Annotated in this window: 17 protein-coding genes; 6 read left to right on the forward strand and 11 right to left on the reverse strand. The window is 53.2% G+C overall.

Going from position 1 to position 21945, the window contains the following annotated elements:
- From ACTS3T_RS03845 to ACTS3T_RS03880, 8 genes are all read right to left on the reverse strand, one after another.
- On the reverse strand, positions 1 to 1630 hold a 1630-nt coding region (locus tag ACTS3T_RS03845; protein WP_462934798.1), incomplete at its 3' end, for a two-partner secretion domain-containing protein.
- A gap of 230 nt (positions 1631 to 1860) precedes the next feature.
- Positions 1861 to 4632, reverse strand: coding sequence for a CHAT domain-containing protein (locus ACTS3T_RS03850; RefSeq protein ID WP_377964257.1), 2772 nt, complete (start codon positions 4630 to 4632; stop codon positions 1861 to 1863).
- Positions 4633 to 4845: 213 nt separating this feature from the next.
- On the reverse strand, positions 4846 to 6579 hold the full coding sequence (locus ACTS3T_RS03855; RefSeq protein WP_377964259.1) for a tetratricopeptide repeat protein: 1734 nt from the start codon (positions 6577 to 6579) through the stop codon (positions 4846 to 4848).
- Positions 6580 to 6906: 327 nt separating this feature from the next.
- Positions 6907 to 7650 (reverse strand): phycobilisome rod-core linker polypeptide, encoded by a 744-nt coding sequence (locus tag ACTS3T_RS03860; protein ID WP_377964261.1) that lies wholly within the window; start codon positions 7648 to 7650, stop codon positions 6907 to 6909.
- Positions 7651 to 7778: 128 nt separating this feature from the next.
- A complete protein-coding gene (locus ACTS3T_RS03865; protein WP_377964263.1) occupies positions 7779 to 8387 on the reverse strand; it encodes a hypothetical protein in 609 nt (202 codons plus the stop codon).
- The gene (locus ACTS3T_RS03870) at positions 8308 to 8907 is read right to left on the reverse strand and encodes a phycobiliprotein lyase (protein ID WP_462934799.1); all 600 of its coding nucleotides are present in this window, start codon (positions 8905 to 8907) and stop codon (positions 8308 to 8310) included. The genes ACTS3T_RS03865 and ACTS3T_RS03870 overlap by 80 nt, the downstream gene beginning before the upstream one ends.
- A gap of 29 nt (positions 8908 to 8936) precedes the next feature.
- A complete protein-coding gene (locus tag ACTS3T_RS03875) occupies positions 8937 to 9569 on the reverse strand; it encodes a molybdenum cofactor guanylyltransferase (protein ID WP_377964267.1) in 633 nt (210 codons plus the stop codon).
- Complete coding sequence (locus ACTS3T_RS03880; protein ID WP_377964269.1) at positions 9566 to 10291, reverse strand: hypothetical protein; 726 nt, start codon at positions 10289 to 10291, stop codon at positions 9566 to 9568. The genes ACTS3T_RS03875 and ACTS3T_RS03880 overlap by 4 nt, the downstream gene beginning before the upstream one ends.
- Before the next feature lie 360 nt (positions 10292 to 10651).
- On the opposite strand from ACTS3T_RS03880, the gene ACTS3T_RS03885 reads away from it, so the two are divergent.
- From ACTS3T_RS03885 to ACTS3T_RS03895, 3 genes are all read left to right on the forward strand, one after another.
- The gene (locus ACTS3T_RS03885; RefSeq protein WP_377964271.1) at positions 10652 to 11212 is read left to right on the forward strand and encodes a DUF2721 domain-containing protein; all 561 of its coding nucleotides are present in this window, start codon (positions 10652 to 10654) and stop codon (positions 11210 to 11212) included.
- A gap of 91 nt (positions 11213 to 11303) precedes the next feature.
- The gene (locus tag ACTS3T_RS03890) at positions 11304 to 12473 is read left to right on the forward strand and encodes a pyridoxal phosphate-dependent aminotransferase (protein ID WP_462934800.1); all 1170 of its coding nucleotides are present in this window, start codon (positions 11304 to 11306) and stop codon (positions 12471 to 12473) included.
- A 178-nt stretch (positions 12474 to 12651) separates the two neighbouring features.
- Complete coding sequence (locus ACTS3T_RS03895; RefSeq protein WP_377964275.1) at positions 12652 to 15177, forward strand: sigma 54-interacting transcriptional regulator; 2526 nt, start codon at positions 12652 to 12654, stop codon at positions 15175 to 15177.
- A 47-nt stretch (positions 15178 to 15224) separates the two neighbouring features.
- On the opposite strand, the gene mscL is transcribed toward ACTS3T_RS03895, so the two are convergent.
- Entirely contained in the window at positions 15225 to 15656 is a 432-nt protein-coding gene (gene mscL, locus ACTS3T_RS03900) for a large conductance mechanosensitive channel protein MscL (RefSeq protein ID WP_377964277.1), read from the reverse strand.
- A gap of 224 nt (positions 15657 to 15880) precedes the next feature.
- Between mscL and ACTS3T_RS03905 the strand changes: the two genes are divergently transcribed.
- The 3 genes from ACTS3T_RS03905 (at position 15881) to ACTS3T_RS03915 (ending at position 18647) form a co-directional block, all read left to right on the forward strand.
- Complete coding sequence (locus ACTS3T_RS03905) at positions 15881 to 16513, forward strand: hypothetical protein (RefSeq protein ID WP_377964279.1); 633 nt, start codon at positions 15881 to 15883, stop codon at positions 16511 to 16513.
- 131 nt (positions 16514 to 16644) lie between these two features.
- Positions 16645 to 18093, forward strand: a complete 1449-nt coding sequence (locus ACTS3T_RS03910) for a protein adenylyltransferase SelO (RefSeq protein WP_377964281.1) — start codon at positions 16645 to 16647, stop codon at positions 18091 to 18093.
- Between the two features lie 164 nt (positions 18094 to 18257).
- On the forward strand, positions 18258 to 18647 hold the full coding sequence (locus tag ACTS3T_RS03915) for a hypothetical protein (RefSeq protein ID WP_377964283.1): 390 nt from the start codon (positions 18258 to 18260) through the stop codon (positions 18645 to 18647).
- A 148-nt stretch (positions 18648 to 18795) separates the two neighbouring features.
- Here the strand turns inward: ACTS3T_RS03915 and ftsH are convergent, their stop codons facing one another.
- Complete coding sequence (gene ftsH / locus ACTS3T_RS03920) at positions 18796 to 20802, reverse strand: ATP-dependent zinc metalloprotease FtsH (RefSeq protein WP_377964285.1); 2007 nt, start codon at positions 20800 to 20802, stop codon at positions 18796 to 18798.
- Between the two features lie 252 nt (positions 20803 to 21054).
- Positions 21055 to 21939 (reverse strand): sulfurtransferase, encoded by an 885-nt coding sequence (locus ACTS3T_RS03925; protein WP_377964287.1) that lies wholly within the window; start codon positions 21937 to 21939, stop codon positions 21055 to 21057.
- Between the last annotated feature and the right edge of the window lie 6 nt (positions 21940 to 21945).

Below are 21945 nucleotides of genomic sequence, written 5' to 3' on the forward strand. Positions count from 1 at the left end.
CGGTAAAAGTATTAGCAACGTTGCCTCCGGTCAGGGTGTCGCTGCCGCCTGCGCCGTTAAGACTGCCCGTGAGCGTGCCGCCATTAAAGTTATAGGCATCAGCTCCTGTACCCCCCGTCACATTGCCCGTGACCACACCATTATTAAAGTTGACGGTGCCTTCTAAAGTAATATCTCCCCCGTTGGCCGTGACAGATGAGCCATTCAAATTAATCGAACCGCCATTGGTCACCAAGATGATCTCACCTGCTGCGCCGTCGCCTGCATCGATATTGCCGCCAATATCAATATCGGCTCCTGAGGCCGCGCTAGCCGTTGGCTCGTCAGGCGTAAAATCACTATCTGGTGGGTTATCGACCGTAGTTAGATCCGTGTCGGTGACGACGCTCGCTTGCCCCGATCGCAGAATTAATGCCGCACTTGCCGTTAATGTAGCCGCATCGGGATCACCTGCGACTGCTGCTGCCGTTTCAGGCCCAGTAATGGTGATATTGCCTGTGGCACTAATACTGCCCCCGGCTTCTATTTTGAGGGAAACGCCGCTATAGGTACCAAAGCTGACATTACCCGTTGCCAAAATAATCGGGTCATAAAAGCTGAGGAAGTCGCCACCGCCCCCCGTTGTATTCAAAATCGAAAAGTTGCCACCGCTTTCGTAATGGGCGTCTCCTGAAATCAGGCCATCGCTAATTAGGGTTAAGTCGCCACCGCTGCGAAAGGGGGTTTCGGGATGATTTAGCGCCAGAATATTGATCGCTTCTTCACCCCGAATTGTCAGATTGCCGCCCGCATCGGCGCTAAAGGCATTTTGCTCACTGTCGCGAATGCTGACTGTGCCTGTGGCTTGTAGCGTTAGGTCGTTGGTGGTTTGTAGTTGATTTTCTGCCAGAATCAAGTCGCCTTGAGCCGAGAGCAAAGCCGAGTCTGCCGTGACATCTTGCACCTGCACATTGCCACTCACACCTTCAACCGAAACTTGACCGCCCGCTGTCAGGTTGCCGCTGCTAGTGACGGCACCCGCCGCCAAGCGCAAATCTTGCCCCGCCGCCAGGTTGGCCTGACTGGTGAGAGCCGCTGGGGCATCGGGGCCAAACTGGATGCCGGGAGTGAGGTTAACGGTGACTAAAGGGGCGGCATTGGGGTTAGTGGCGCTAAATTCACTGCCGTCTAAGAACGTAAAGCCTGTACCTGTACCTGCAACAAAGGAACCAGAAACATCCAATTGAGCATGAGGGCCAAAAACAATGCCGTTGGGGTTGAGAAAAAATAGATTGGCGGCACCATCGACACCTAATAAACCGTCAATGTTAGACAGGTTGCCGCCTGTGACTCGGCTGATAATGTTTTCAATGCTGGCCGGATTGGCAAAGTAGACCCGCTGATTGGTGAGAACGTTGAAGTCTTGAAAGCTGTGGAAGAGGTTTTGGCCACGGGCGGCACCACCGTTGATTTGATCAGCGATCGCCCCTCTAACTTCTACATCAGGCGTTACCACTGAGCTTTCTGCCCCCAGGCTTTGATCGGGGGTAATTTGCGCTTTCGCCGATGGCGCTACCGCTAGACAAGCGCTTAGCGTCAGCGTAGCAGCAAGGGCGCATCGAAAAGACCGCAAAGATTGAAACCCCAACATCGGATTTTCTCCCAATGGATGTCAATAAATTAGCTAAAAGCGATCGCGGGCAGATGCGCTGGGAACGCTCAAGGCAACTTTTGAAAGAACCTGCTGAGATGACTAGAGGGGGCGATCGCAGGTATTTTTAGGAGCCTATGACTGTCTCATTTTAGTCAGCGCAAACCGGGTTTCTATAAAGCTTTTGCAATAGTTCACCGGAATTTTACGGCTAAGCGGCGTCACCCACATTACAGCCAGTTTCCAATCAAAACAAACGGTGCCCAGTAATAGGGATGCCGACGAAACCGAGGATTTTCCAAAATCGCCAGTTGAGCTTGGCGCAACGCTTCGGCTTTAGTCACCTGCCGAGTAGACAAACTTTCATAAAAACGCCCCATCAGCAGTGAAGTTGCCACATCATCCACCTGCCAGAGACTCGCCAGCGTACTGCGGGCACCCGCTCGCACCGCTAACCCTGCCAGCCCCAAAGCCGCCCGTTCATCTCCAGCAGCCGTTTCACAAGCACTCAGCACCAGCAGTTCAATATCCCCCGATCGATTCAGTTCATTAGACTGCAAAATAGTGGTGAATTTTTCGCTAAAAATCGGCTCTTGCGACCTAGCGACAATAAAGGTATTGCGGTTTTCTGAGCTAAACTGCCCGTGAGTAGCCAGATGCAAAATCGGCGCAGAACTGCTTTCTACGGCTTTGGCAAAGGCCGTTGGGGTAAATGCTTCATTGATAAAAGCCTGAGTGTTGGGAATGTAGGTTTTAATTTCCTGCAGTTCAGTTTCGACATTGGGCAAATCAGAAAAGCGCTCACTGCCGCCATCGGGCAAGCTCACCGTAATGCCTTCTGACAACCCAAATGCCAAAACTGATAGCTGTTGGCTTTGCAACGGTCGTGGGGCAAACAGTTCAATCCCAGGGGTCAGCGCAATACTGTATTTTTCAATTAGATATTCATTCGTTTGACTATCTAGCAGTGCCGCCATCGGCACACTGCGCATCGCTCCATCTAAAACAAAAACCAGCGTTTGCACATTAGCACTTGCTAAATCTAGCTCCATAGGGCGAATTAGCAAGTCGTAAGCCGTCGTAGCCGCTTCGCGAAAGCCCAAGCTAACGCGGTTGCTGAAGGCTTGCCGTAGCTGGCGAAACTGAGCTTGAATTTGAGTGGCCGCAATATCCTGGCGATAGAGCTTGAAGTTAGCCTGGTTTGCGGTAGTTGCCACCTGCTTGGTGCCCGTGCCGGGTCGCGGCAAGCTGGTAATAATAGCCAATTGCTTTTCTAAAATGATGGGGTAAACAACGGCTACTTGCTGGTTGCTGGCAATTTCTTCTAAATCGACTTCCTGGCGATCGAGGCAGGCCGCTCTGAGATAATCATTCAATTCTTCTACACGCAGCGACTCAATTACGCGTCGCGCCTGGTCTAAGTTGTTGCCATCGCTGCTGTCGGCGTCTAAAAGCAGGCTCACCAGCTTGCGGTGAATCGGCTCAATATTTTCTTTGAAAGAAAACTGGACATCAGGATTGACATTAGCCAGGTCGGCACGTAGCGCTTTGAGCGTTTCGACAGCACCGCTATAGGCTGCAATCGCCCCAGAGCGATCGCGCTGCTGCTCTAAAATTTCGCCCAACTGGTCATACCAGCGATAGGTAATGTCTTTGGCGTTGATCGATTTGGCTAAAAACAGGGCAGCTTCTGTCGCGGTTCGGGCTTGCTCAAAATCCTGGTTGAGCGTGTAAGCTTGCCCAAAGGCTCCGGTTACGTAAGCGATCGATCGCTTGTGGTTGAGCTTTATCGCCTGGTCACGGGCGATCGCCAGTTGGTCAAAGAGCAACTCATCGCTGGGTTGAGAACTCCTAGTAGCCGCTTTCCAGGCCAGTAAATCATAAACAAAGTGAATCTGGCTCTCAAGCGTATCCTGGTTGGGGGGGAGGGTGGCTAGCTGAGTTTGCAGGTCGGCTACCACCGCAGGGGCGTCAGCAAAGCGATTTTGCTCAATGAATAGACTCAAAAGGTTGAGCTTAGCTCGAACTTGGTTCGCCGGATCGGCTAGGCGCACAACCTGGGCATATTCGTTCAGCGCTGCTGTAGTGTCAGTAAATTTTAGAATGTTGCCCAGCGTTAACCGTGCTGCCGCGATCGCCTGCTGCAAAGCGGGCTGCTGAGAAGGCTCAGTTCTAGAGTCGGCAGCTAATTGCTCAGCCAGACGAATGGCCTGATTCACCGTCTGGCGAGCGCTAGAAAGATCGCCCGCTACGACTAGGGCTTCGCCTAAGGTGTGCAGGCTAGTCACTTTGCTGAGGGAATCGGGCTGTTGTTGCAGAGCGGCTGTTAGCGGTTGCAGTATTTCTGTGACTGAGCGCAGATAAAATCCTTGGGCTTGGAGGGCTTTAGCCTGACGAATTAAACTACGTACCCAACGGGTTTGATCGCCTAGCTGCTGATAAAGCTGGGCTGTTTGCTGCCAGGTTTCGTAGGCCGCCTGCTGCTGCCCTTGAGCATAGTGCAGGCGGCCTTGAATATCGAGGGTTTGAGCCTGCACAGAACGCATTTGGCGATCGCCTGTGGCGACTGATCCAATCGTGGTTTGACTGGCTGCTATGGTTTGATTTGCCAAGTCCCAGTTACCTTGCTGGCCATACACAAGCGCCAGGTTGGCTAAAGCAGCGGCTTGCCTCAGGCGATCGCCAGCGCTTTGATACGTTTCAACCGCCTGTTGCAGCATGGTCGCAGCCGCTTCTAGTTCACCGTTTTCGTAAAGGCGCTGACCGTCTTGGAGTAAATCCGTTTGCTGGGCGTCGGTTTGCGTTTCGGCTACCCAGCCTTCAGTCCTCAGCAGCGGCCCACTGGGAACCGACGCAAAGGCGGCTGGCGGCGTCGCGATCGCTGGCGACAGCCAAGCGCTGAGGCTGCTCAAGACCAAGCTCAAAAAGAGCAAACCGCCAAAGCGCAGCCATTTGAACCAGCGTTTTTGCCGCCGCCACTGACGATCTAAAGCCCTCGTCATGACCTTGCTCCTAATGCTGTGATTGCTGAAAAACTCGCCCCTTTGCCCTAGCCGATACCGCTGCGGCTATCGACCCTAGTCTGAGCCGCGCCCAGGGTTGCCTGAGTAGCCAAGCGGCTAAAAGCGTAGTGCGCCCTTAAGGGTTCATACAATCCCTGATTTGCTTTCTCCAGACTAGGCGATCGCTTTCTCTCTGGCTGCAAATGTTGCCGATTATTGCATGACCGATTGTTGCTGCTGTTGCTGCAATTGCTGATTAATATTTTGCATCAGTGCCAAAGCGGTAGGCTGAGCAGGATTGAGGGCAAGCGCTTGCGTCACGACGACCTGAGCCTCTTGCAGTCGCCCCAGGCGGCTAAAGGCAAGCGCCAGCCCAGCCCAAGCATCGGCGTTTTCAGCGTCAATTTGCAGGGCTTGCTGGTAGGCAGTGAGGGCTTCTTCGTAGCGGTTGAGGGCAGCTAAATTAATAGCGCGGTTGTACCAGCCCTGAAACAGATCTGGATTCAGCGTAACGGCTCGGTTGGCTGATAGCAAAGCCGTTTCGTAGCGATCTAAGTACCACAACACCACACTGCGATTAGCCCAGGTGAGGTCATCGCTGGGATCGATCTGCAAAGCCGTTTCATAGGCACTAAGGGCAGCTTCGTACTCTTCTAGCGTTCGTAAAATCCCCCCTCGATTTGCCCAAGCCCGTGCATAGCGAGGGTCTAGATCAATCGCTTTTTGGACGGAATCCAAAGCTTCGGGGTAGCGCTCTAAAAACCAAAGAATAACGCTGCGATCGCTCCAGGCTTCTGTAAACTGGGGGCTAATGCCCACGGCGCGGTTAGCTGACGCCAAGGCAGCTTCGTATTCGCCTTGACCCGTGAGGGCATGGGCGCGCTGAATCCAGGCTTGCGCTGGTCCGGCTTCCCACCAGATAGCGTCACTTTCAGGGGCGAGGGCTTGTTCGCAAGCGGCGATCGCCATGTCGTACTGTTCTAGCTTGTTGAATAGGGTACATTGCCCCACTAAAGCGCGAGAATGGTCAGGCTGGAGTTCGACGGCGCGGCTGTAGGAGGTAAGCGCTTCGGCGTATTCTTCTAGCTGCTCTAAAGCTCTACCTTGGGCAGTCCAGACCAAAGCGTTTTCGGGGTCAATTTCAATAGCGCGATCATAGAGCGAAATGGCGGCTAAGTAATCTTCTAGCTGGGCTTGGGCTAACCCTTGGTTGTACCAGGCGATCGCGGCGGTTTGGTCACGCCAGTCACCATTGCCAATCAAAGCATTTTCACAGGCACCAATGGCGGCTTCGTAGTTAGCCAAATTGCGTAGCGCTTCGCAGCGATAGGCCAGTACCAGCGAGTCTCCGGGTTCCAGCAGCAGCACCCGTTCATAGGCCACCAGCGCTTGCTCGTAGTCTCCCATCTGAGCCAAAATCAGCCCTCGCCGAAACCAGGCCAAAGCAGGCGATTGGTTGCCCCAACTGCCGTTAACGCGTAAGGCTTCATTGCACTTGTCTAGCGCCATTTCGGTTTGGTCTAGCTCAGAAAAAGCAATGCACTGGTAGGTCAGCGCTAACGAGTTTTCGCTATTTAAACCCAGCGATTGATTGGCAGACGCGATCGCCTCTGGATACTGCTGCTGCGCTACCAAAATACCGCTGTGCAACGCCCAAATATCGGAATCGCGAGGCCGCAGCTCAATGGCTTTTTCGCAGGCGGTGATGGCTTTGTCATACTGGGCGGCACTGGCTTGTAGCTCACACAGGTTGCGCCAGTAGTCAAAATTTTCGAGTTCCTCTAGCAGTCCTTCTTGGGCGTAGCGGCTGTCTGTAGCAGGGCGATCGCCACTCATCCTCAAAGCGATCGCCTCTGTTTGCAGCCAGAAGCCAGCCACCACCGCCAGACTCAGGGATTTGATCAATGTGGCATTGAGACGGATAGTGCGAAGACGGTTGCGATTCATCTCGAAGCCCCTCTGGGTAAAGGGAAAGCTAAGTAGATTCAGACACCCCAGCTTTGCCAAAGCTGCCAGCATCCCAAAGCAGCGATCAGCTAACGGCAGCAGGCTAAAGGCAGAATCAAAGGTTTTCTGTCAGCGGCTTTTAGCCATTTAAGGGGCTTAACTCCAGTGACTACAGCTATAGCAGCACCAAGCTAACAACAGAGGCACCCTTTTCTAGCGACTTGCCCTACATCCTAGCCCAAGCAGCCCCCTCGGACAACGCTTGAATCAGAAAGGGTACCCAGCCAACAAACTGGGCACCCCTGCTTTAAGCGGCTCAGCGGTTCGCTAAACCTGAATCCAGCCGAACCAGGAGAGTACCACCGCCAGCAGCAGCAGCCCTACGAACGCTGCTCCACCATAGGCGATCGCCGCTCCGGTCTTGCGCACCCATTGAGGATAAGGGGGACGCTGCCAGTTCCAGCGGTAGCCATCTGCCCCGGCAAAGTGGTTGCCTAACTGCTGTAGCTGGCTGCGGTAGTAGGCATCATAGCGGGGTAGCTGCAAGTCAACCGGGCGATCGCCCAGGCTATGCCCCAGCAGTACCCGCCGCCGCGGATAAGGGACGGTATTGTCCCCAAAGTTTTCCAGATATTCTGAGCTGTTTAGTAGCGCTTCAATAAAGCCCTGATAACCCAGCGTTGCAATTGTGGTTGACCAGGCCAGTTTTTCGCGATCGCTGTATACCTCTCGCCCCAACACGCGACGAATGCACTGCTCAACAAAGCGATAATTGCTGTTTAGCTCATAAAAGCTGTTGCGATAAGTGGCCGAGAGCAAAAGCCCACGAATAAACCCTCGCACCGTAATCTGGCCGCTGCGAAGCTGAGACTCTAAAGCGGGGTCGCGATCGCACTCAAAGGCATAAAAAAAGATTTGTCGATAGGCAGCCTCAATTAAGGCATCCATCTCAGACGCCGCTAAATTGTCGTCTACACTGTAGCGGCGCGGCTGGTCATCGTTAGGAATTTCGTAACCGTTCACTCGCTGGTTTTGACTGGACGGCGCATATTCTAAAAGGGGAATGGTCACGGTTTATTATCCTCGTTGTTAAGCAAAAGTACTTAATCACCTCAGCATAGAGAGGCGAGGCCACCGTTTTTGCGATTGCTTAAATCAAATCAAAGTTTTCAAATATTTCTCAAAAATCGTCTCATTTTTTACAATTTTCCTGTCCAAAAAGCAAATTTGTCGGTTTGTTGTTGGCAAGGCGGCCAACTGCTCAACTGCTCAACTGTCAGCGTCAGCGGCGGTATCGGCAGGGCTAGCCCCAGGCAAAGATGTTGCAAAACCTGCCGAAACAGCTGGTCGTGCCCGGGTGAACCCACTTGCGCATGGGCGTATTCGTGAACAACCGCTGCTTGCCAGTCGGTAGGCACAATTTGGCCAATATCGATCAGCAGCGTTGCAGGGGTTGTTTGCAAATTACAAACCGCATCAATGCCATAGCGGGCTGAAAGCGGCGCTGCCAAAACGGCTGCCGCAACTTGCTGGCTAGATTTAAAGCAGTTTTGGCACTCGGTAAGGTACTGCTTTAGCTGGGCGTTGATCCGGTCAATATGCAGCCCGATCCAGCGGTTAATTTGCAGCCGCTGGTGAATATCGTCGGGGAGCTGAATCATGTCTGGCGCGATCGCCACCTGCCGCACCTGCTGCAAATAATCTGAACCCAGCAAAATTGGATCGGCCTTACCAACCCCAGATGGAATGTAGTTGAGGGGCGGCGTTGGCTGGCTGGGGTTCAACATGGGCACTCTCGACAGCGTCATCACTTAAGCGAGTTTCAGCACAAAAAGAGGCGGTGCTAAAGCCACCAAAACGCTGCACGGTGCTGGTTCGAATGCGCAAGTTGGGGTTAGGAAACCAAAAACGCTCAACCGAACTGGTAGCTTCGTAGTCAGTAATCAAAACCAGCCCTCCCTGATTGTCCACTTGAAAATAGCCCACTACAGGGGCTTTCTCAGCGTAGCCAATATCTCTCAAGAGCTTGCCCTGCTTAGGGTTATCCTCATCTGGCACCAGGGCAAAAATGGTCGCGCCCTGATGACCTGCTTTGTCTTGATCCCAGGCCATTGACCCCTGCCACTGGATCGAACCGCCGCCAATGGCTAAGGCCGGATCAATCTGGTGAAGCTGGCAGATTTCTGCCAGTCGGGGGTCGCCTGCTTCTAAGGCGCTGGCGCGGATCTCAAGTTCTCCCAGTTCAGCCCGGCGAAACGGCAGGTGGTGAGTTGTTCGCTGCGATCGCCAGCGACCTTCGCTCAGTCGAAAAAAGTCCATTGCCTCCATGTGATTTCGCTCCTGAGAATTCTGTTACTTCAGGTTAAGTTAAATTGATCATTTTCTATAGTCTGCCGTAGATCGGCAGGGGTGTTGCAGTTGAACAGCAAGTGACGGTTCCAGCCTTCAATCGCAGCCACGGGATGATAACTCAGCCAGCGTTGAAACGAACGACCCCCTGCCGCGACAAAGCTTTCTAGCCCGGTTAAACACGAGCGGCGATAGTAGCCACACAGCGGCTCCCAGCCTTCGTCATGCCGGGGCAAAAGGGCGATCGCGGCAGGCGGTACGTGGGGTAATCCGGTGGCCCATTGCTGTAACACCTCGACCTGTAGATTGGGTAAATCGCAGGCCAGTAGCAGTACCCACTCCGTCTGCACCTGGCGTAGCCCCTGCATAAACCCCACCATCGGCCCATGAGCAATTTCCGGAAAGTCTGCGGCATCCTGGCGATCGAAAGCCGTTTCTTGAATTAAAAGACAGCCTGCCGGAACCACAGCCCGATAGCGATCGCGCCAAGGAGTCACCACATAGACTGGATCGGCCACCCCCTGAGCTATCTGGCAAATTTTTTGCAGTAGCGGTTGCCCTTCAAGCACCAGCAAGGCTTTATCTGTACCCATACGGGTACTGTTTCCCCCTACCAAGATCAGGGCTGCTAATGAAGTCATCGCTTTTGGGGTATTTTGGGCACTGGCTGCGGCTTAGGTTTAGGCGTTTGAGCCTCGGCCCACTGCGTACCCTTCAAGAAATAAATCAGCACGGTAACAGCCGCCAACAGCATATAAAACAGGCGAATTCCCCAGCCCGCCAAATGAAACACCCGCGAAAAAATGCCCGGTTCTACACCGCTAAAGCGGGTTAGTTCAGAGCGCATCCACTTTTCTTCTTCGGCCAGGTTTTGTAAGTCTCTAGGTTCAGTGGGCAAGATCGGTACCTGCGTTGTGTAGCGATAAAACCCCCAAAAACCGCGATCGCCTACCTGCGTTAGCAACAAATCGTTTGTCAGGTCTTGAGCCGCTACCAAGGTCAGATCTGACTGGGCGGCTACTTGCCGAATCCACAGATGTTGCCGGGTGAGATAGCTAGCGCTAAAAACCCCTGCCGCTAGCCCAAACACCAGCAGCAAGACACTTACCTTGGCTGCTAGCCCTTGGCGCGGCGGCAGAAAAACAGTCGCCGCCCCCAACCCTAACCCCAACACAGCAAAGACCAAGATATTGGTCAGTTCAGCAATTTCCAGACTTTTGAGCAATCCCCCAATCCAGGGAACTGAGTAAACGTACTGTTCTGCTGCCCAGGTAATAGCGACCTTAATACCCGCCATGAGCAGGGGCAACATCAACAGGCACAGCAAATAAAGTGCAATATTTTTAAGCTGAGAAGACCGCATGATTTTTGAGGGAGATTTCCCTCACGCATATTGTGATCAGCCAACAAATCTAACAATTGCCCCGGCAACCGCAGGCTGCTACACACTATATCGCACCCTGATCAGACGCGTTGTTACGTTTCTACCAACTGATTTCAGGTCTTTCTGCGTCAGTGGGTTGAGAAATTGCCCTCATTTTAGTACATTTGTATTATCCAAAGCGGTGGGCGATCGCCTAGCCAGGTTTCAGCCCCAGGCTTGTGAGAATACAAAGCGCCAACTCCCTGATAGCCAGATCGACCCAGCCATCAACAAGTAACAGCGCCTTGCCTCACCGTACCGCTTTTTCTCAGTCCGAATTTATTGCTACCGGGAGCGGCTATGACAATCGCCCAAACCAGCCAGCTAATCCAACTGATTTTGAATTCAGTGTTGATGATAGCGGTTTGCATTGGCCTACTCAGTGGTCTGCGATTGCGGCACAGCACAATTATTCATCAACTGCAAAGCCTACAGCAGCAGTATACGCACCGAACGTTTCAAGCCGCAGAAGGGGCTGGGCTAGCCTTACTGCGATCGCAACGCCAACACCTACAACGCCAGTATCGGCTCGCCAGCAGCAGCCACTTGTTAATGCACTATGTAGTGCTTCTGTTTATCGGCAGCACGTTTGCTCTCGCCACTCGAACCTTGCTCAACTGGGGCTGGCTAATTCCGCTAGCGCTCTTTTTGTTTGTTTTAGGAACGGGGGGGCTGTTAATTAGCGTGGCGCTAGCCCTGCTCGATTTTTACCATGCTCTCCAGCGTCCCAGAGCGCCTGGGTTAGATCCGCTGCCACGTCATCCGCCTCGGTTTTTAGCCGCTCGCCGTCGCCGTCGCTCGGCTCGTCCGCTGCCTTCGGCCTCTGCGGCTATTGCGCCGCTCAAGCTAGGAGATGGGTAAGCCCTGAGGCAGGTAAGCTTGCAGCCTAGCCGTGCCTATTCATCTGCTGACAGGGGCGATACAGTAAAGAGAGGGCGACTGAGGCAGCAGCATGGGCAAAGCATGGGCAACTCGAATGGAGCGGCTGGGTACAGAGTCAGCCTTTGAAGTATTGGCCAAGGCCAAGCAGCTAGAAGCGGCGGGGCGCTCAGTCATACATTTAGAGATTGGTCAGCCTGATTTTGCCACGGCTCCAGCCATCTGTGACGCCGCCTATGAGGCCATGCAACAGGGCTATACAGGCTATGCCCCAGCCGCCGGATTGCCAGCGTTGCGGCAGGCGATCGCCGAGCAGGTTAGCCAAACGCGGCAGGTCGCGGTTTCGCCTGAGCAGGTGGTCGTTATGCCGGGGGCTAAGCCCGTCATTTTCTTTACGCTGCTGGCGCTGGTAGAAGCAGGCGATGAGGTGATTTACCCCAACCCCGGCTTTCCCATTTACGAGTCGGTGATTGGGTTTACTGGCGCTCGGCCAGTGCCCCTACCGTTACAAGAGTCGGTCGATTTTCGCTTTCAAATTGCCGACTTAGAAGCCGCAATTACGCCTCGCACAAAGCTGCTGATTTTAAACTCACCTCAAAATCCAACCGGAGGGGTGCTAACGCTGGACGATTTGAAGGCGATCGCCCGTTTAGCCCAGCAGCATCAGTTTTACGTGCTAGCCGACGAAATCTATTCCCGCATTCTCTACGACCAGGTGCATCATAGCTTGCTGAGCTTGCCCAACATGGCCGCTCAAACCATCTTGCTAGACGGCTTTTCTAAAACCTATGCCATGACAGGTTGGCGGTTGGGCTATGCGGTGGCTCCAGTGGCGATCGCCCAAAAGCTAGAGCAACTGATGATCAACTCTAACTCTTGTACCGCATCGTTTACTCAAATGGCTGGCGTGCAGGCTCTACAAGGTTCGCAAGCGGCAGTCGAGCAAATGGTGAGCGCGTTTCAGCGACGGCGCAACCTGATTGTAGCGGGGCTAAACGCCATTGCGGGTATAAGCTGTCGCCTGCCACAGGGCGCTTTTTATGCCTTTGCCAATGTGCAGTTATTGCCGCTAGACAGCAACGCCTTAGCAGATTATTTACTTGAGCAGGCTGGCGTAGCCGTACTGTCTGGTTCGGCTTTTGGCAAATATGGGGAAGGCTATCTGCGGCTCTCTTACGCCAATTCCGCCGAAAACATTCAGCAAGCCCTCGCAAACATAGCCGAGGCGATCGCGCGACTGTAGGTTGCTAACCTAGCGTCAACGGCTCTACGGCTCAAAGCCGACTGAAGTAAATAGCAGCTAGAACAATTAGCCCCAGCAGCGCCAGCGGTACCCAAAGTTGAAAAAGCTCAATCATTGTTTTGACCAGATCAGGTGAAGTGAACGAAGATCAAAGCATACCCTCACCAGGCTTTGCCCTATGGCCGCTGCTGATTGCATAACTTGGCTCAAAGAACGTACGGCTCTCAATAGCTTAAGCCAGGAAATTTTAGAAGCGATCGCGCCGCTGCTGCAAGCCCGTACGGTGGCGGCTGAACAAACCCTAACCCTCGCCGAAGCATCACCCGATGGGCTATGGATTCTTCGCCAGGGAAAAGTCGAAAGCGATCGCGATCGCCCCAAAGCCGTCAGCTTGCTACCGGGTTCGGTCATTAATCTACAAGCGCTGCTGCTAAACCAGCCTGTCCAGCAAACCTTTATCACCCTGAGCGAGTGTGAGTTTTTCTTTGTACCCGTCGCTGACTTTGCCCAGGTTGTGCAAGCCTATCCTGCCATTACGCAACTTTTTAGCCAGCAGCTTGCCGCCGAAGTTGAACAGCTTTCTTCACAGCTCAGCTTTGAGCAAGAGCGGCAAACCATTCTGCGGCCTTACCTAGTCACCAAAGCCCGACGCGGCATTATTGGCCGCAGTCGTTATGCCCAAAGGCTGCGATCGCAAATTAAAAACGCTTCTGATAGCCGCGAGTCGGTGATTATTTTCGGCGAACCAGGGCTAGAAAAAGACAATATTGCCGCCTTGATTCACTACGGTTCTCGCGATCGACGAGAAGCCGTCATTCGGGTGGAATGCTCTAAAGTGCAGGCCAGCGGAGCCGAGCTATTTGGGCGGGCGGGCGGCAAACCCGGTTTGGTAGAGGCGCTAGGGCAAGGAACGCTGATTCTAAACAACCTACAAGAGTTGCCGCCCGATTTGCTGCCTGCGATCGCCCACCTGCTGCAAACCAACACATACACCCCCATCAGCCGCGGTCCTGAAGCCGATGCGGTCGCTGCCAAAACAGCCCAAGCACGCATTGTCATTATTTCAGAACAGCCCCTGCCCCAAATTAACTCGCTAGTTGGTCAAGTCATTAAAGTACCGCCGCTGCGGGTGCGCAAAGCCGACATCGAAGACTACATTAACTACTACATCAGCCTCATCTGTCGGGCGCGGGGCATCGACAAACCCAACCTCACCCCCGAAGCCTTGCGCCGCCTGCAAGCCTATGACTTTCCCAACAACCTGCGGGAGCTATCTAGCCTAGTGGAGCGGGCACTTTCTCAACTCGCTGGCGCCACCAATATTACCGAAGAGATTATCTGGCCGTCTCAAGGTCGCAAAAAACAGTTGCGGCTGAATCTGCTCAATGCCTATCCTCGGCTACGCCATTTTCTGCGCAGTCCTTGGTGGCCGGATCGACTCAACTATGGTTTTACCCTCACCTTTTTTGCCTTCATTGTGGCGGTGCTGTTTGTTGGGCCACAAACTCGTCAGGAAAACTTTGCTTTGAACATGTTTTGGGCTTGGTGGTGGCCGCTGGTGCTGCTGGGCTTTCCCTTTGTGGGGCGCGTGTGGTGTGCTATTTGCCCCTTTATGATCTACGGCGAAGTGACTCAAAAGCTCTCGCTATGGCTGGTACCCCGATCGCTTAAGCAGTGGCCCCGCCACGAAGCCGAGCGCTGGGGGGGGTGGTTTTTGTTCGCTTTGTTTGCCTTGATTCTGCTTTGGGAAGAACTGTGGAATTTAGAAAACACGGCTTATCTTTCTGCCTGCCTATTGCTGCTGATTACGGCTGGAGCCATGATTTTCTCAGCCATTTTTGAGCGGCGGTTTTGGTGCCGCTATCTCTGCCCCATTGGCGGCATGAATGGCCTGTTTGCCAAGCTATCGATGACAGAATTACGAGCGCAACAAGGCACCTGCTCGGCTGAATGCACCACCTATCAGTGCTATAAAGGGGGGCCACCCAAAGGCGAAGGCCAGGAAACCAACGGCTGCCCGCTTTACTCCCACCCCGCCCAGCTCGAAGATAACCGCGACTGCGTCCTTTGCATGACCTGTCTCAAAGCCTGTCCGCACCGATCGGTAGAGGTGAATCTGCGACCTCCCGGCATTGAGCTATGGACAACTCACATTCCTCGTAGCTACGAAGTAGCCTTGCTGTTTTTGCTCTTGGGAGCAGTCTTTTTGCACCGACTACCCCAGATTAACCAGCAGCTAGGGCTAAATTTAGATTTGGGTAACTTTGGCATTCATGCGATCGCCGCGATCGCCGCGCTGGGTTTGCCTGCGGTATTGCCTTTCGTTGCTGATAGGTTGATGCGGCTGGTCTTTAAGTTAACGACTCGCTATCAGCCCAAGGGGTTTGTCAGCTTAGCTTATGGCTACCTGCCGCTGGTGCTGGCAGCTAACTTGGCTCATTATCTCAATTTAGGGTTGGGCGAAGGCGGTCAAATTCTCTCTGTTGGCTTTGCCACATTTGGCTTCAGCGGCGAAGGGGTACCTGTGTATATCGCCCATCCAGCCGTTATTGCCTTTTTACAAAGTGCTGTCTTGACAGCGGGGCTACTCACCAGCGTCATTTTGACCCAAAAAATTGTTCGCCAGTCTATTAAGCTGATGTGGCCGCAACATGTAAGTGCGATCGCCCTTACCGCCGTTTTGTGGCTTCTCATTATTGGCTAAACAATTCCAGGTAGTGGCTGAAATTGCTTAGCCAGACGACGCTAGATTTAAATTTGGCGCGATTCGATCGCGTGCGTTAGCCGCTCTAAGGTGACGTTGAGCTTTTCTTCCACAGTAGGCTCAACAGGAGCTTCAGCTTCTACTTCTTCTTGACGCTTGAAGCGCTCAAAAGCCTTAATCACCAAAAAGAGAACAAAAGCAATAATGACAAAGTCGATGATGGTGCCGAAAAAGCTACCAATTCGGATGCCAGGGCCAATCGTTGCCTCGCGCCAGTCGGTTCCAGCCTGAGACAAAAAGGGGTTAATGACCGCTGGCATGAGAATGTCTTCAACAAATGAAGAGACAATCGCACCAAAAGCTCCCCCAATGATGACCGCAACCGCCAGATCGACAACGTTACCCCTTAGGGCAAACTCTCTAAAGTCGTGGAGAAAGCCTCCAGCCCGCACCCGTGATCTTCTACCTAGTGACGACATACCACAATTCCTATTTTTCAAAAACTAGCTTTGGAAAAGATTTGCCTTTTCTTTAATGGCTAGCAGAATATCAGGATTCAGCTTTAACAAACAACTAAAAAATCTTTAAGGCAACAAAACGAAAAGCCAAGCTTCGATGTTTTTTGTCCCGACGGTTGCGGGCGACCGCGAAGAAGCTCGGCAGCCGTGGGAACTTTGAGTAAGCTGCCGTTTTTCACTGAACTATGAAATTCTTACTGCTGCTCGGAATGGCGATCGCGATATCTAGCTGCCAGCAAAATATTTCAGTTTCTATCCCCCCAGCCAGTACTCCCACTAGTTCAACAACGGCTGCTCAGCCGCCTGCCACGCTAGCCACCAGCAGCGCCAGCCCAACCCCAGCAGCCACTCCGCCAGCGCCTGAAGCTGTCACGGCTCAGTCAAGCGCCAGTCAACCCACCCCGCCCTCTCCAAATCAAGCGGCCAGACCACCTGAGCAGCCTACCTTTGCAGGCGAAATTGGTCACGATGATTTGGGTACCGCCTTCTCAGATTTTTTGTTTGATCACGACGGCCAGATTGTCTATCTGGATGTTTATTTTTCGGATCGGCCCGACGATGAACCCGCCAAAGTTTTCTACGGTGAAGACTGGTTTACCCTATGGACAGAATGCCAGGGTTTATCAGCAGGAGAAGCGCCCAGCGCCAATTACTGTACTGGCATTTCGATCAATATTCAGCTTAACGATCAGCCAGGGGCTATCTGGGGATACAACCAGGGGTTTCAGTATCTCAAGGGTCGTTGGTTAGTTACGGTTCATCCTGGTATGCACCAAGGGCAGCTTAGCCTTAGCTTAGATGCGGTCGGCGCGAATTGAACCATGCAAGCGCGATCGCGCGTTTGCCATCTCTCTGCAATGGCAGGACTAAATCACGCTAGGCTAGCACCAGCTACAGAGTTTTGCTAAAAAACTTTTTAGCATTTTGGTGTGTTACCTGCCTGTCATCAATGGACGCTGCCTCTAATCCACTGCTGCAACTCAGCTACGAACCTGCGCTAGAAGCTCTCGGTGAAGACTATTACGATATCGTCTCTGCTGCCGAATTTCCGCAGCATATTCTCCGCTTTCGCAATGAGGATGTTTTGCAAAAGCTGGGGCTAGCACCTGAAGCCGTCACAGCCGCCCACTTTGTTGCAGCCTTCGGCCAATTCCAAACCCGCCAGCCTTTGTTAGCGCTGCGATACCACGGCTATCAGTTTGGCGAGTACAACCCTTTTCTAGGCGATGGCCGGGGCTTTCTTTACGGGCAGGTACGCGGTCGCGATGGTGAACTGTATGACTTTGGCACTAAGGGGTCGGGAACAACGCCTTATTCACGCGGTGGGGATGGGCGGTTGACTTTGAAAGGGGGCGTACGCGAGGTCTTAGCCTCAGAAGCCCTGCATGCCTTGGGGGTAAAAACTTCTCGCTGTCTCAGCCTCATTGAAACAGGCGAAGCCCTCTGGCGAGGAGACGAACCCTCCCCCACGCGGTCATCGGTCATGGTGCGCTTTAGCCGTTCTCATATTCGCTTTGGCACCTTTGAGCGGCTGGAATATTATCGTCGCCCTGATCTGATTGACAAGCTGTTAAAACACGTAATTGAGACTTACTATCCACACTTGCTAAAAGTAGCTGACGCGGGCGATCGCTATGCCCACTTCTACGCTGAACTGGTAGAACGAGTTGCCCAGCTCGCCGCTCAGTGGATGTCGGTCGGTTTTTGTCACGCCGTTCTCAATACGGACAACATGTCTATTACGGGGGAAAGCTTTGACTACGGGCCATACGCCTTCATGGATCAGTACAACCCCAGATTCACAGCCGCTTATTTTGACTATGCGGGTCGCTACAGCTACGCTAATCAGCCTTTGATCTGCCAGTGGAATTTGAAGATGTTGCAAAAGCCGCTGTCGCTAATTATGCCAGTAGCCGATTTGGCAGCAGGGCTGGCTCGGTTTGAAGCCCACTATCATCAGTTTTATCGTCAGCGGATGTTGGCTAAGCTGGGCTTCACCACGTTAGCTGAAGAACTGTCTGAAAAGCTGCTCGACCAAACCTTGGCCTTACTCAGCAACACGCAAGTCGGCTATCACGACTTTTTTGCTGGCCTAGCCCGCCAGTTTGCCCCCCGTTGGCGTCAAGGCTCAGACAGCATTCTCAGCACCACAATGCAAGCCTCTGATCCAGCCGCCCGCGAATGGCTAGACGACTGGCGACGGATTTATTACCTCTGCCTGCAGCATCTACCCGAAAGCGAAATGGCGGCTGTTGCCCAGACGCTCAAGCGCACCAACCCACAGCCGGTACTGCTGCGGCCTGAAATTGAAGCCGTTTGGGAACCCATTACCGTCGAAGATGACTGGCAACCTTTTTATGCTTTGCTCAAGCGCATTCAGTCGCCGTATATCGAGTAGAGCTGTTACCGTTTGCCCAAACCCAGCGGAGCGCGGATGACAACATTTCTCAAACAAAAATGATTAGGCAAAGTCAATATGAAGATTTCATCTTTCCAGCCAGTGGGCAGTACATATGAACTACAATGAGTGCATACCATTTTGCAGTGTACTCAGTCAGTCCTATGTCTACACTTGCTGCTTCTGCTAGTGGCGATCGCCCACTCTACCCCTCTGCTTGGTCTACCATTCGTTTTCGCCGCGCCAAAGAAAAGAAAGGGTGGGCCTTACTGGGTATTCCCCATCCAATTTATCCGCTGGTGGCTCTGCGGCTCTTTGAGTTGAGGGCCCGCCTGATTGAGCAGCATGAGTCAGCTTGCTTTGTCAGCTTGCTTTTTGAAGCACCCCCGGCCTTATCAGCCAGACTGGCCTGCGTCTTTCCTGCCCCCCCGGGCTGCGAAACGCTCAAGATTGCAGAGTCAGGCGATCGCATTCTTTCAGGCAAAGCCGCCCTATCCGCCAAAGCCCTTTCGCAACAACCGGATCCAGCCGAGGCAATGGCGATCGCCGCTTGAGCGATCGCTATTTAGCTGCGCTTTAGGGCTGAAAGCAGCCGTTAAAAAACAAAAGACAAACTGAACGGTTAGTCTACCAACCCATTTCAGCCATTTAAGGCTCTCAACCCTGTTGGCTACAGCTATCACCAAACCGAAAACAGCTCCGCTAAAAAGCGCGATCGCCATTGGCTAGTGCGGTTTGCATCAATGGCTTATCTTCGGGTAATTGCCCCGTTTTCAGCCACCTGTCTAACTCGTCAGGAGCGTTAACCTGACTGAGGTTTTCCCACAGAGCACTGGCCTCTAGCACCTCATCTGCTAATAAGACTTCAGCCGTTGTTTCTAGTACCTGGCGATTTTGAGCCAAAATTGTCAGCGCCATGCTGTGTGCGCCATCGATAATGGCCTTGACTTCATGGTCAATTAGCTCTGCTACTTGAGGGCTAACCGTGCGGCGCGGGTTGCTCATTCCTTCTAGAAATTGCTGCTGCTGCTTTTCGAAGGCAATTGGCCCCAAGCGATCGCTCATGCCATAGACCGTGACAAAGCGCTCAGCTAAATCGGTGGCTTTTTGAATGTCATCTCCGGCTCCAGTAGATACTTTGCCAAAAATGAGTTCCTCTGCCGAGCGGCCAGCGAGCAAAATCGCAATGCGGCCTCGTAACTCATCTTCACCAACCAGAAAGCGATCTTCTTCTGGAAGCTGTAGCGTATAACCCAGAGCACCGACCCCTCTTGGCACAATTGAAATTTTTTCAACCTTGCCAGCCCCTGGCATGAGCGAACCGACGATAGCATGCCCCGTTTCGTGGAAAGCCACCGTACGCTTTTCCGTTTCGTTGAGAACTCGGCTCTTTTTCTCCAGTCCGGCAATTACCCGCTCGATGGCTTCGTTGAAATCGGCCATTTTGACCTCATCTCCTTCGCGACGAGCAGCCAATAAAGCGGCTTCGTTAACTAAATTTGCCAGATCTGCGCCAGCAAAACCGGGGGTGCGGGCAGCCAATTTAACCAAGTCTACATCTTGAGCCAGCTTAACGCCGGGAGTGTGGACTTTCAAAATGGCCTCACGTCCTTTTTTGTCGGGGCGATCTACCAAAACTTGGCGATCGAAGCGGCCAGGACGTTGTAGTGCTGGATCAAGCACTTCAGGGCGGTTAGTGGCGGCTAAGATAATCACCCCTGTATTGGCATCAAACCCGTCCATTTCATTTAGTAGCTGGTTCAAGGTCTGCTCTTGTTCGCTAAAGCCGCCCCCGGCAAATGGGCTGTTGCCGCCTCGCGATCGCCCTAGAGCATCTAGTTCATCGATAAACACAATGCAGGGAGACTGTTTTTGAGCCTGCTTGAATAAATCGCGGACGCGAGAAGCCCCGACCCCCACAAACAGCTCAATAAATTCTGAGCCGGAAATGCTCAAAAACGGAACGCCCGCCTCACCCGCCACAGCTCTAGCTAGAAGGGTTTTGCCCGTTCCAGGTGGGCCAATCAGCAGCAAGCCCTTGGGAATTCGAGCGCCCAAGCGGGTATATTTGTCAGAATTTTTGAGGTAATCGACTACTTCTTCCAGTTCAGCTTTGGCTTCATCTACACCCGCCACGTCACTAAACCTGACACCCGTTTTGCCTTCGCTATAGGCTCTGGCATTGCTTTTGCCAATGCCCAAGGCGGCAGCACCGCCACCAGGGCCACCTTGAGCCCGCCGTAGCAAGAAAGAATACAGGCTAAAAATCAGCAGCGGCCAGATTAGCCAGCCCAAGAGTCCGCCAAACCAGCCGCCTTCATCCGTAGGAATAGCTGAAAACTCTACCTCATGCTGCTGCAAAAGGGTCGTGAGGCTGTCATCATTGGGGAGCGAAACTGTTTCATAGCGCCGGGTAGCCGCTGCCGCATCTTCATCTGCCTCTGCGGCGACGGCTGACGGCTTCAGTTCGTATTGAATACGCTGATCTTGAATGGTCGCTCGCCTGACTTTATTGGCTTCGACTTGTTCAATAAATTCACTGTAGGGAACTTCATCGTAACGGTTGCCAAACTGAGACGAAAGAAAAGTATTGAGGATAAGAAAGAACACAAAGAAAATCAGCAAGCCACCGCCAAAGCTGCGAAAGGGCGATCGCGACTGATCTGAGTTTTGATTTTGGGAGCGATTTTTATTTGAATTCGAAAACATGTGCCAGGTACTATCTGCAGGCTGACGGCAAGGCGATCGCCTGGTTTACCCAGCGCTAGAAACCAGGTGGCTCTCAAGCACGCGATCGCCCCTGCGGGCGTCCTTTCCACTATGTTGAAAAGACGGGCTTTGATCAGCCATCGCCAGACAGATTTTGGTAGGTTCCTCTGACGATTAAGGAACCCGTCCCCGTTGCGTTACCCAGCCGCTGTAGCTTACTGCTAGCTACCCATTGCCCCTTTAGCCTAAGCGCTAAGCGCCGCTGTCAGAGGTCAGATACGAGCACCAATCACTCCACCCCCCGACATAAAGCGGCTGCATTGGCAAGCCAGCCGCCACCTGCGAAAGCAAGTTGACACAGGCCGTCACGCCAGAACCACAGTAGACAATCACCTTCTCTGCCTCAGCCAATGCCTGCCAGTGTTGGTGGAGGGCCGCAGGCGATCGCAGTCGTCCGTCTGGATCCGAAACCTCCTGCCAAAAATAGTTAACTGCACCAGGAATACTCCCCGCAATCGGATCGATAGGTTCTTGCTCACCTCGATAGCGCTCTGGCGATCGCGAGTCGATCAGCCAGACACCGGGTTGATTTTGGCACTGCTTCACCGCTTCAATCTCCACCGTCCAGCCCGACTGTGGTTGAGGCGAAAAATTGCCTGCCTGGGGTAAAGGAGCTACCTGAGACAGCCCGTAGCCTGCGGACTGCCACCCAGCCAAGCCACCATTGAGCACAGCAACCTGAGAATGTCCCCAGTAGTTGAGCAGCCACCAAAGCCGCGAGGCAAAAGCAAAACGAGAATTATCGTAAGCCACTACCCTAGTTGGCCCCGATGGCGATTTAGAGTTGATGCCCAACTGTCGCAGTTTATCCGTCAGCTTTTCCTGATCTGGCAGCGGGTGCCTGCCGCCGTGACCTTGCACCGGACTGGACAAATCTTGATTGAGATCGAGATAAAATGCCCCAGGGATATGGCCCTGGGCATATTGCTGCTGGCCGAACTCAGGTTCAGCCAGCGAGAAGCGGCAGTCTACCACCACCAGGTTGGCGTCTTCAAGATGTTGGGCTAGCCAATCTGGTTCGACCACAGGCGTAGGAAAAGCCCCTGAATTGGCGCTGTTTGCGCTGAGCGATTGCATCGAGAG

This window comes from Almyronema sp. (genome assembly GCF_052168255.1).
In the GTDB taxonomy this organism is placed as follows: domain Bacteria; phylum Cyanobacteriota; class Cyanobacteriia; order Phormidesmidales; family Phormidesmidaceae; genus Sphaerothrix; species Sphaerothrix epifaneia.

Excerpts from the sequence above, each read along its gene's own strand:
- ACTS3T_RS03880 (WP_377964269.1), bottom strand. The coding sequence starts at position 10,291 with ATGCGGTCTTCTCAGCTTAAAAATATTGCACTTTATTTGCTGTGCCTG.
- ACTS3T_RS03850 (WP_377964257.1), bottom strand. The coding sequence starts at position 4,632 with ATGACGAGGGCTTTAGATCGTCAGTGGCGGCGGCAAAAACGCTGGTTC.
- ACTS3T_RS03875 (WP_377964267.1), bottom strand. The coding sequence starts at position 9,569 with ATGACTTCATTAGCAGCCCTGATCTTGGTAGGGGGAAACAGTACCCGT.
- ACTS3T_RS03870 (WP_462934799.1), bottom strand. The coding sequence starts at position 8,907 with ATGGAGGCAATGGACTTTTTTCGACTGAGCGAAGGTCGCTGGCGATCG.
- ACTS3T_RS03915 (WP_377964283.1), top strand. The coding sequence starts at position 18,258 with ATGTCTACACTTGCTGCTTCTGCTAGTGGCGATCGCCCACTCTACCCC.
- ACTS3T_RS03910 (WP_377964281.1), top strand. The coding sequence starts at position 16,645 with ATGGACGCTGCCTCTAATCCACTGCTGCAACTCAGCTACGAACCTGCG.
- ftsH (WP_377964285.1), bottom strand. The coding sequence starts at position 20,802 with ATGTTTTCGAATTCAAATAAAAATCGCTCCCAAAATCAAAACTCAGAT.
- ACTS3T_RS03895 (WP_377964275.1), top strand. The coding sequence starts at position 12,652 with ATGGCCGCTGCTGATTGCATAACTTGGCTCAAAGAACGTACGGCTCTC.
- ACTS3T_RS03905 (WP_377964279.1), top strand. The coding sequence starts at position 15,881 with ATGAAATTCTTACTGCTGCTCGGAATGGCGATCGCGATATCTAGCTGC.
- ACTS3T_RS03890 (WP_462934800.1), top strand. The coding sequence starts at position 11,304 with ATGGGCAAAGCATGGGCAACTCGAATGGAGCGGCTGGGTACAGAGTCA.
- ACTS3T_RS03865 (WP_377964263.1), bottom strand. The coding sequence starts at position 8,387 with ATGACGCTGTCGAGAGTGCCCATGTTGAACCCCAGCCAGCCAACGCCG.
- ACTS3T_RS03925 (WP_377964287.1), bottom strand. The coding sequence starts at position 21,939 with ATGCAATCGCTCAGCGCAAACAGCGCCAATTCAGGGGCTTTTCCTACG.
- ACTS3T_RS03855 (WP_377964259.1), bottom strand. The coding sequence starts at position 6,579 with ATGAATCGCAACCGTCTTCGCACTATCCGTCTCAATGCCACATTGATC.
- ACTS3T_RS03885 (WP_377964271.1), top strand. The coding sequence starts at position 10,652 with ATGACAATCGCCCAAACCAGCCAGCTAATCCAACTGATTTTGAATTCA.
- mscL (WP_377964277.1), bottom strand. The coding sequence starts at position 15,656 with ATGTCGTCACTAGGTAGAAGATCACGGGTGCGGGCTGGAGGCTTTCTC.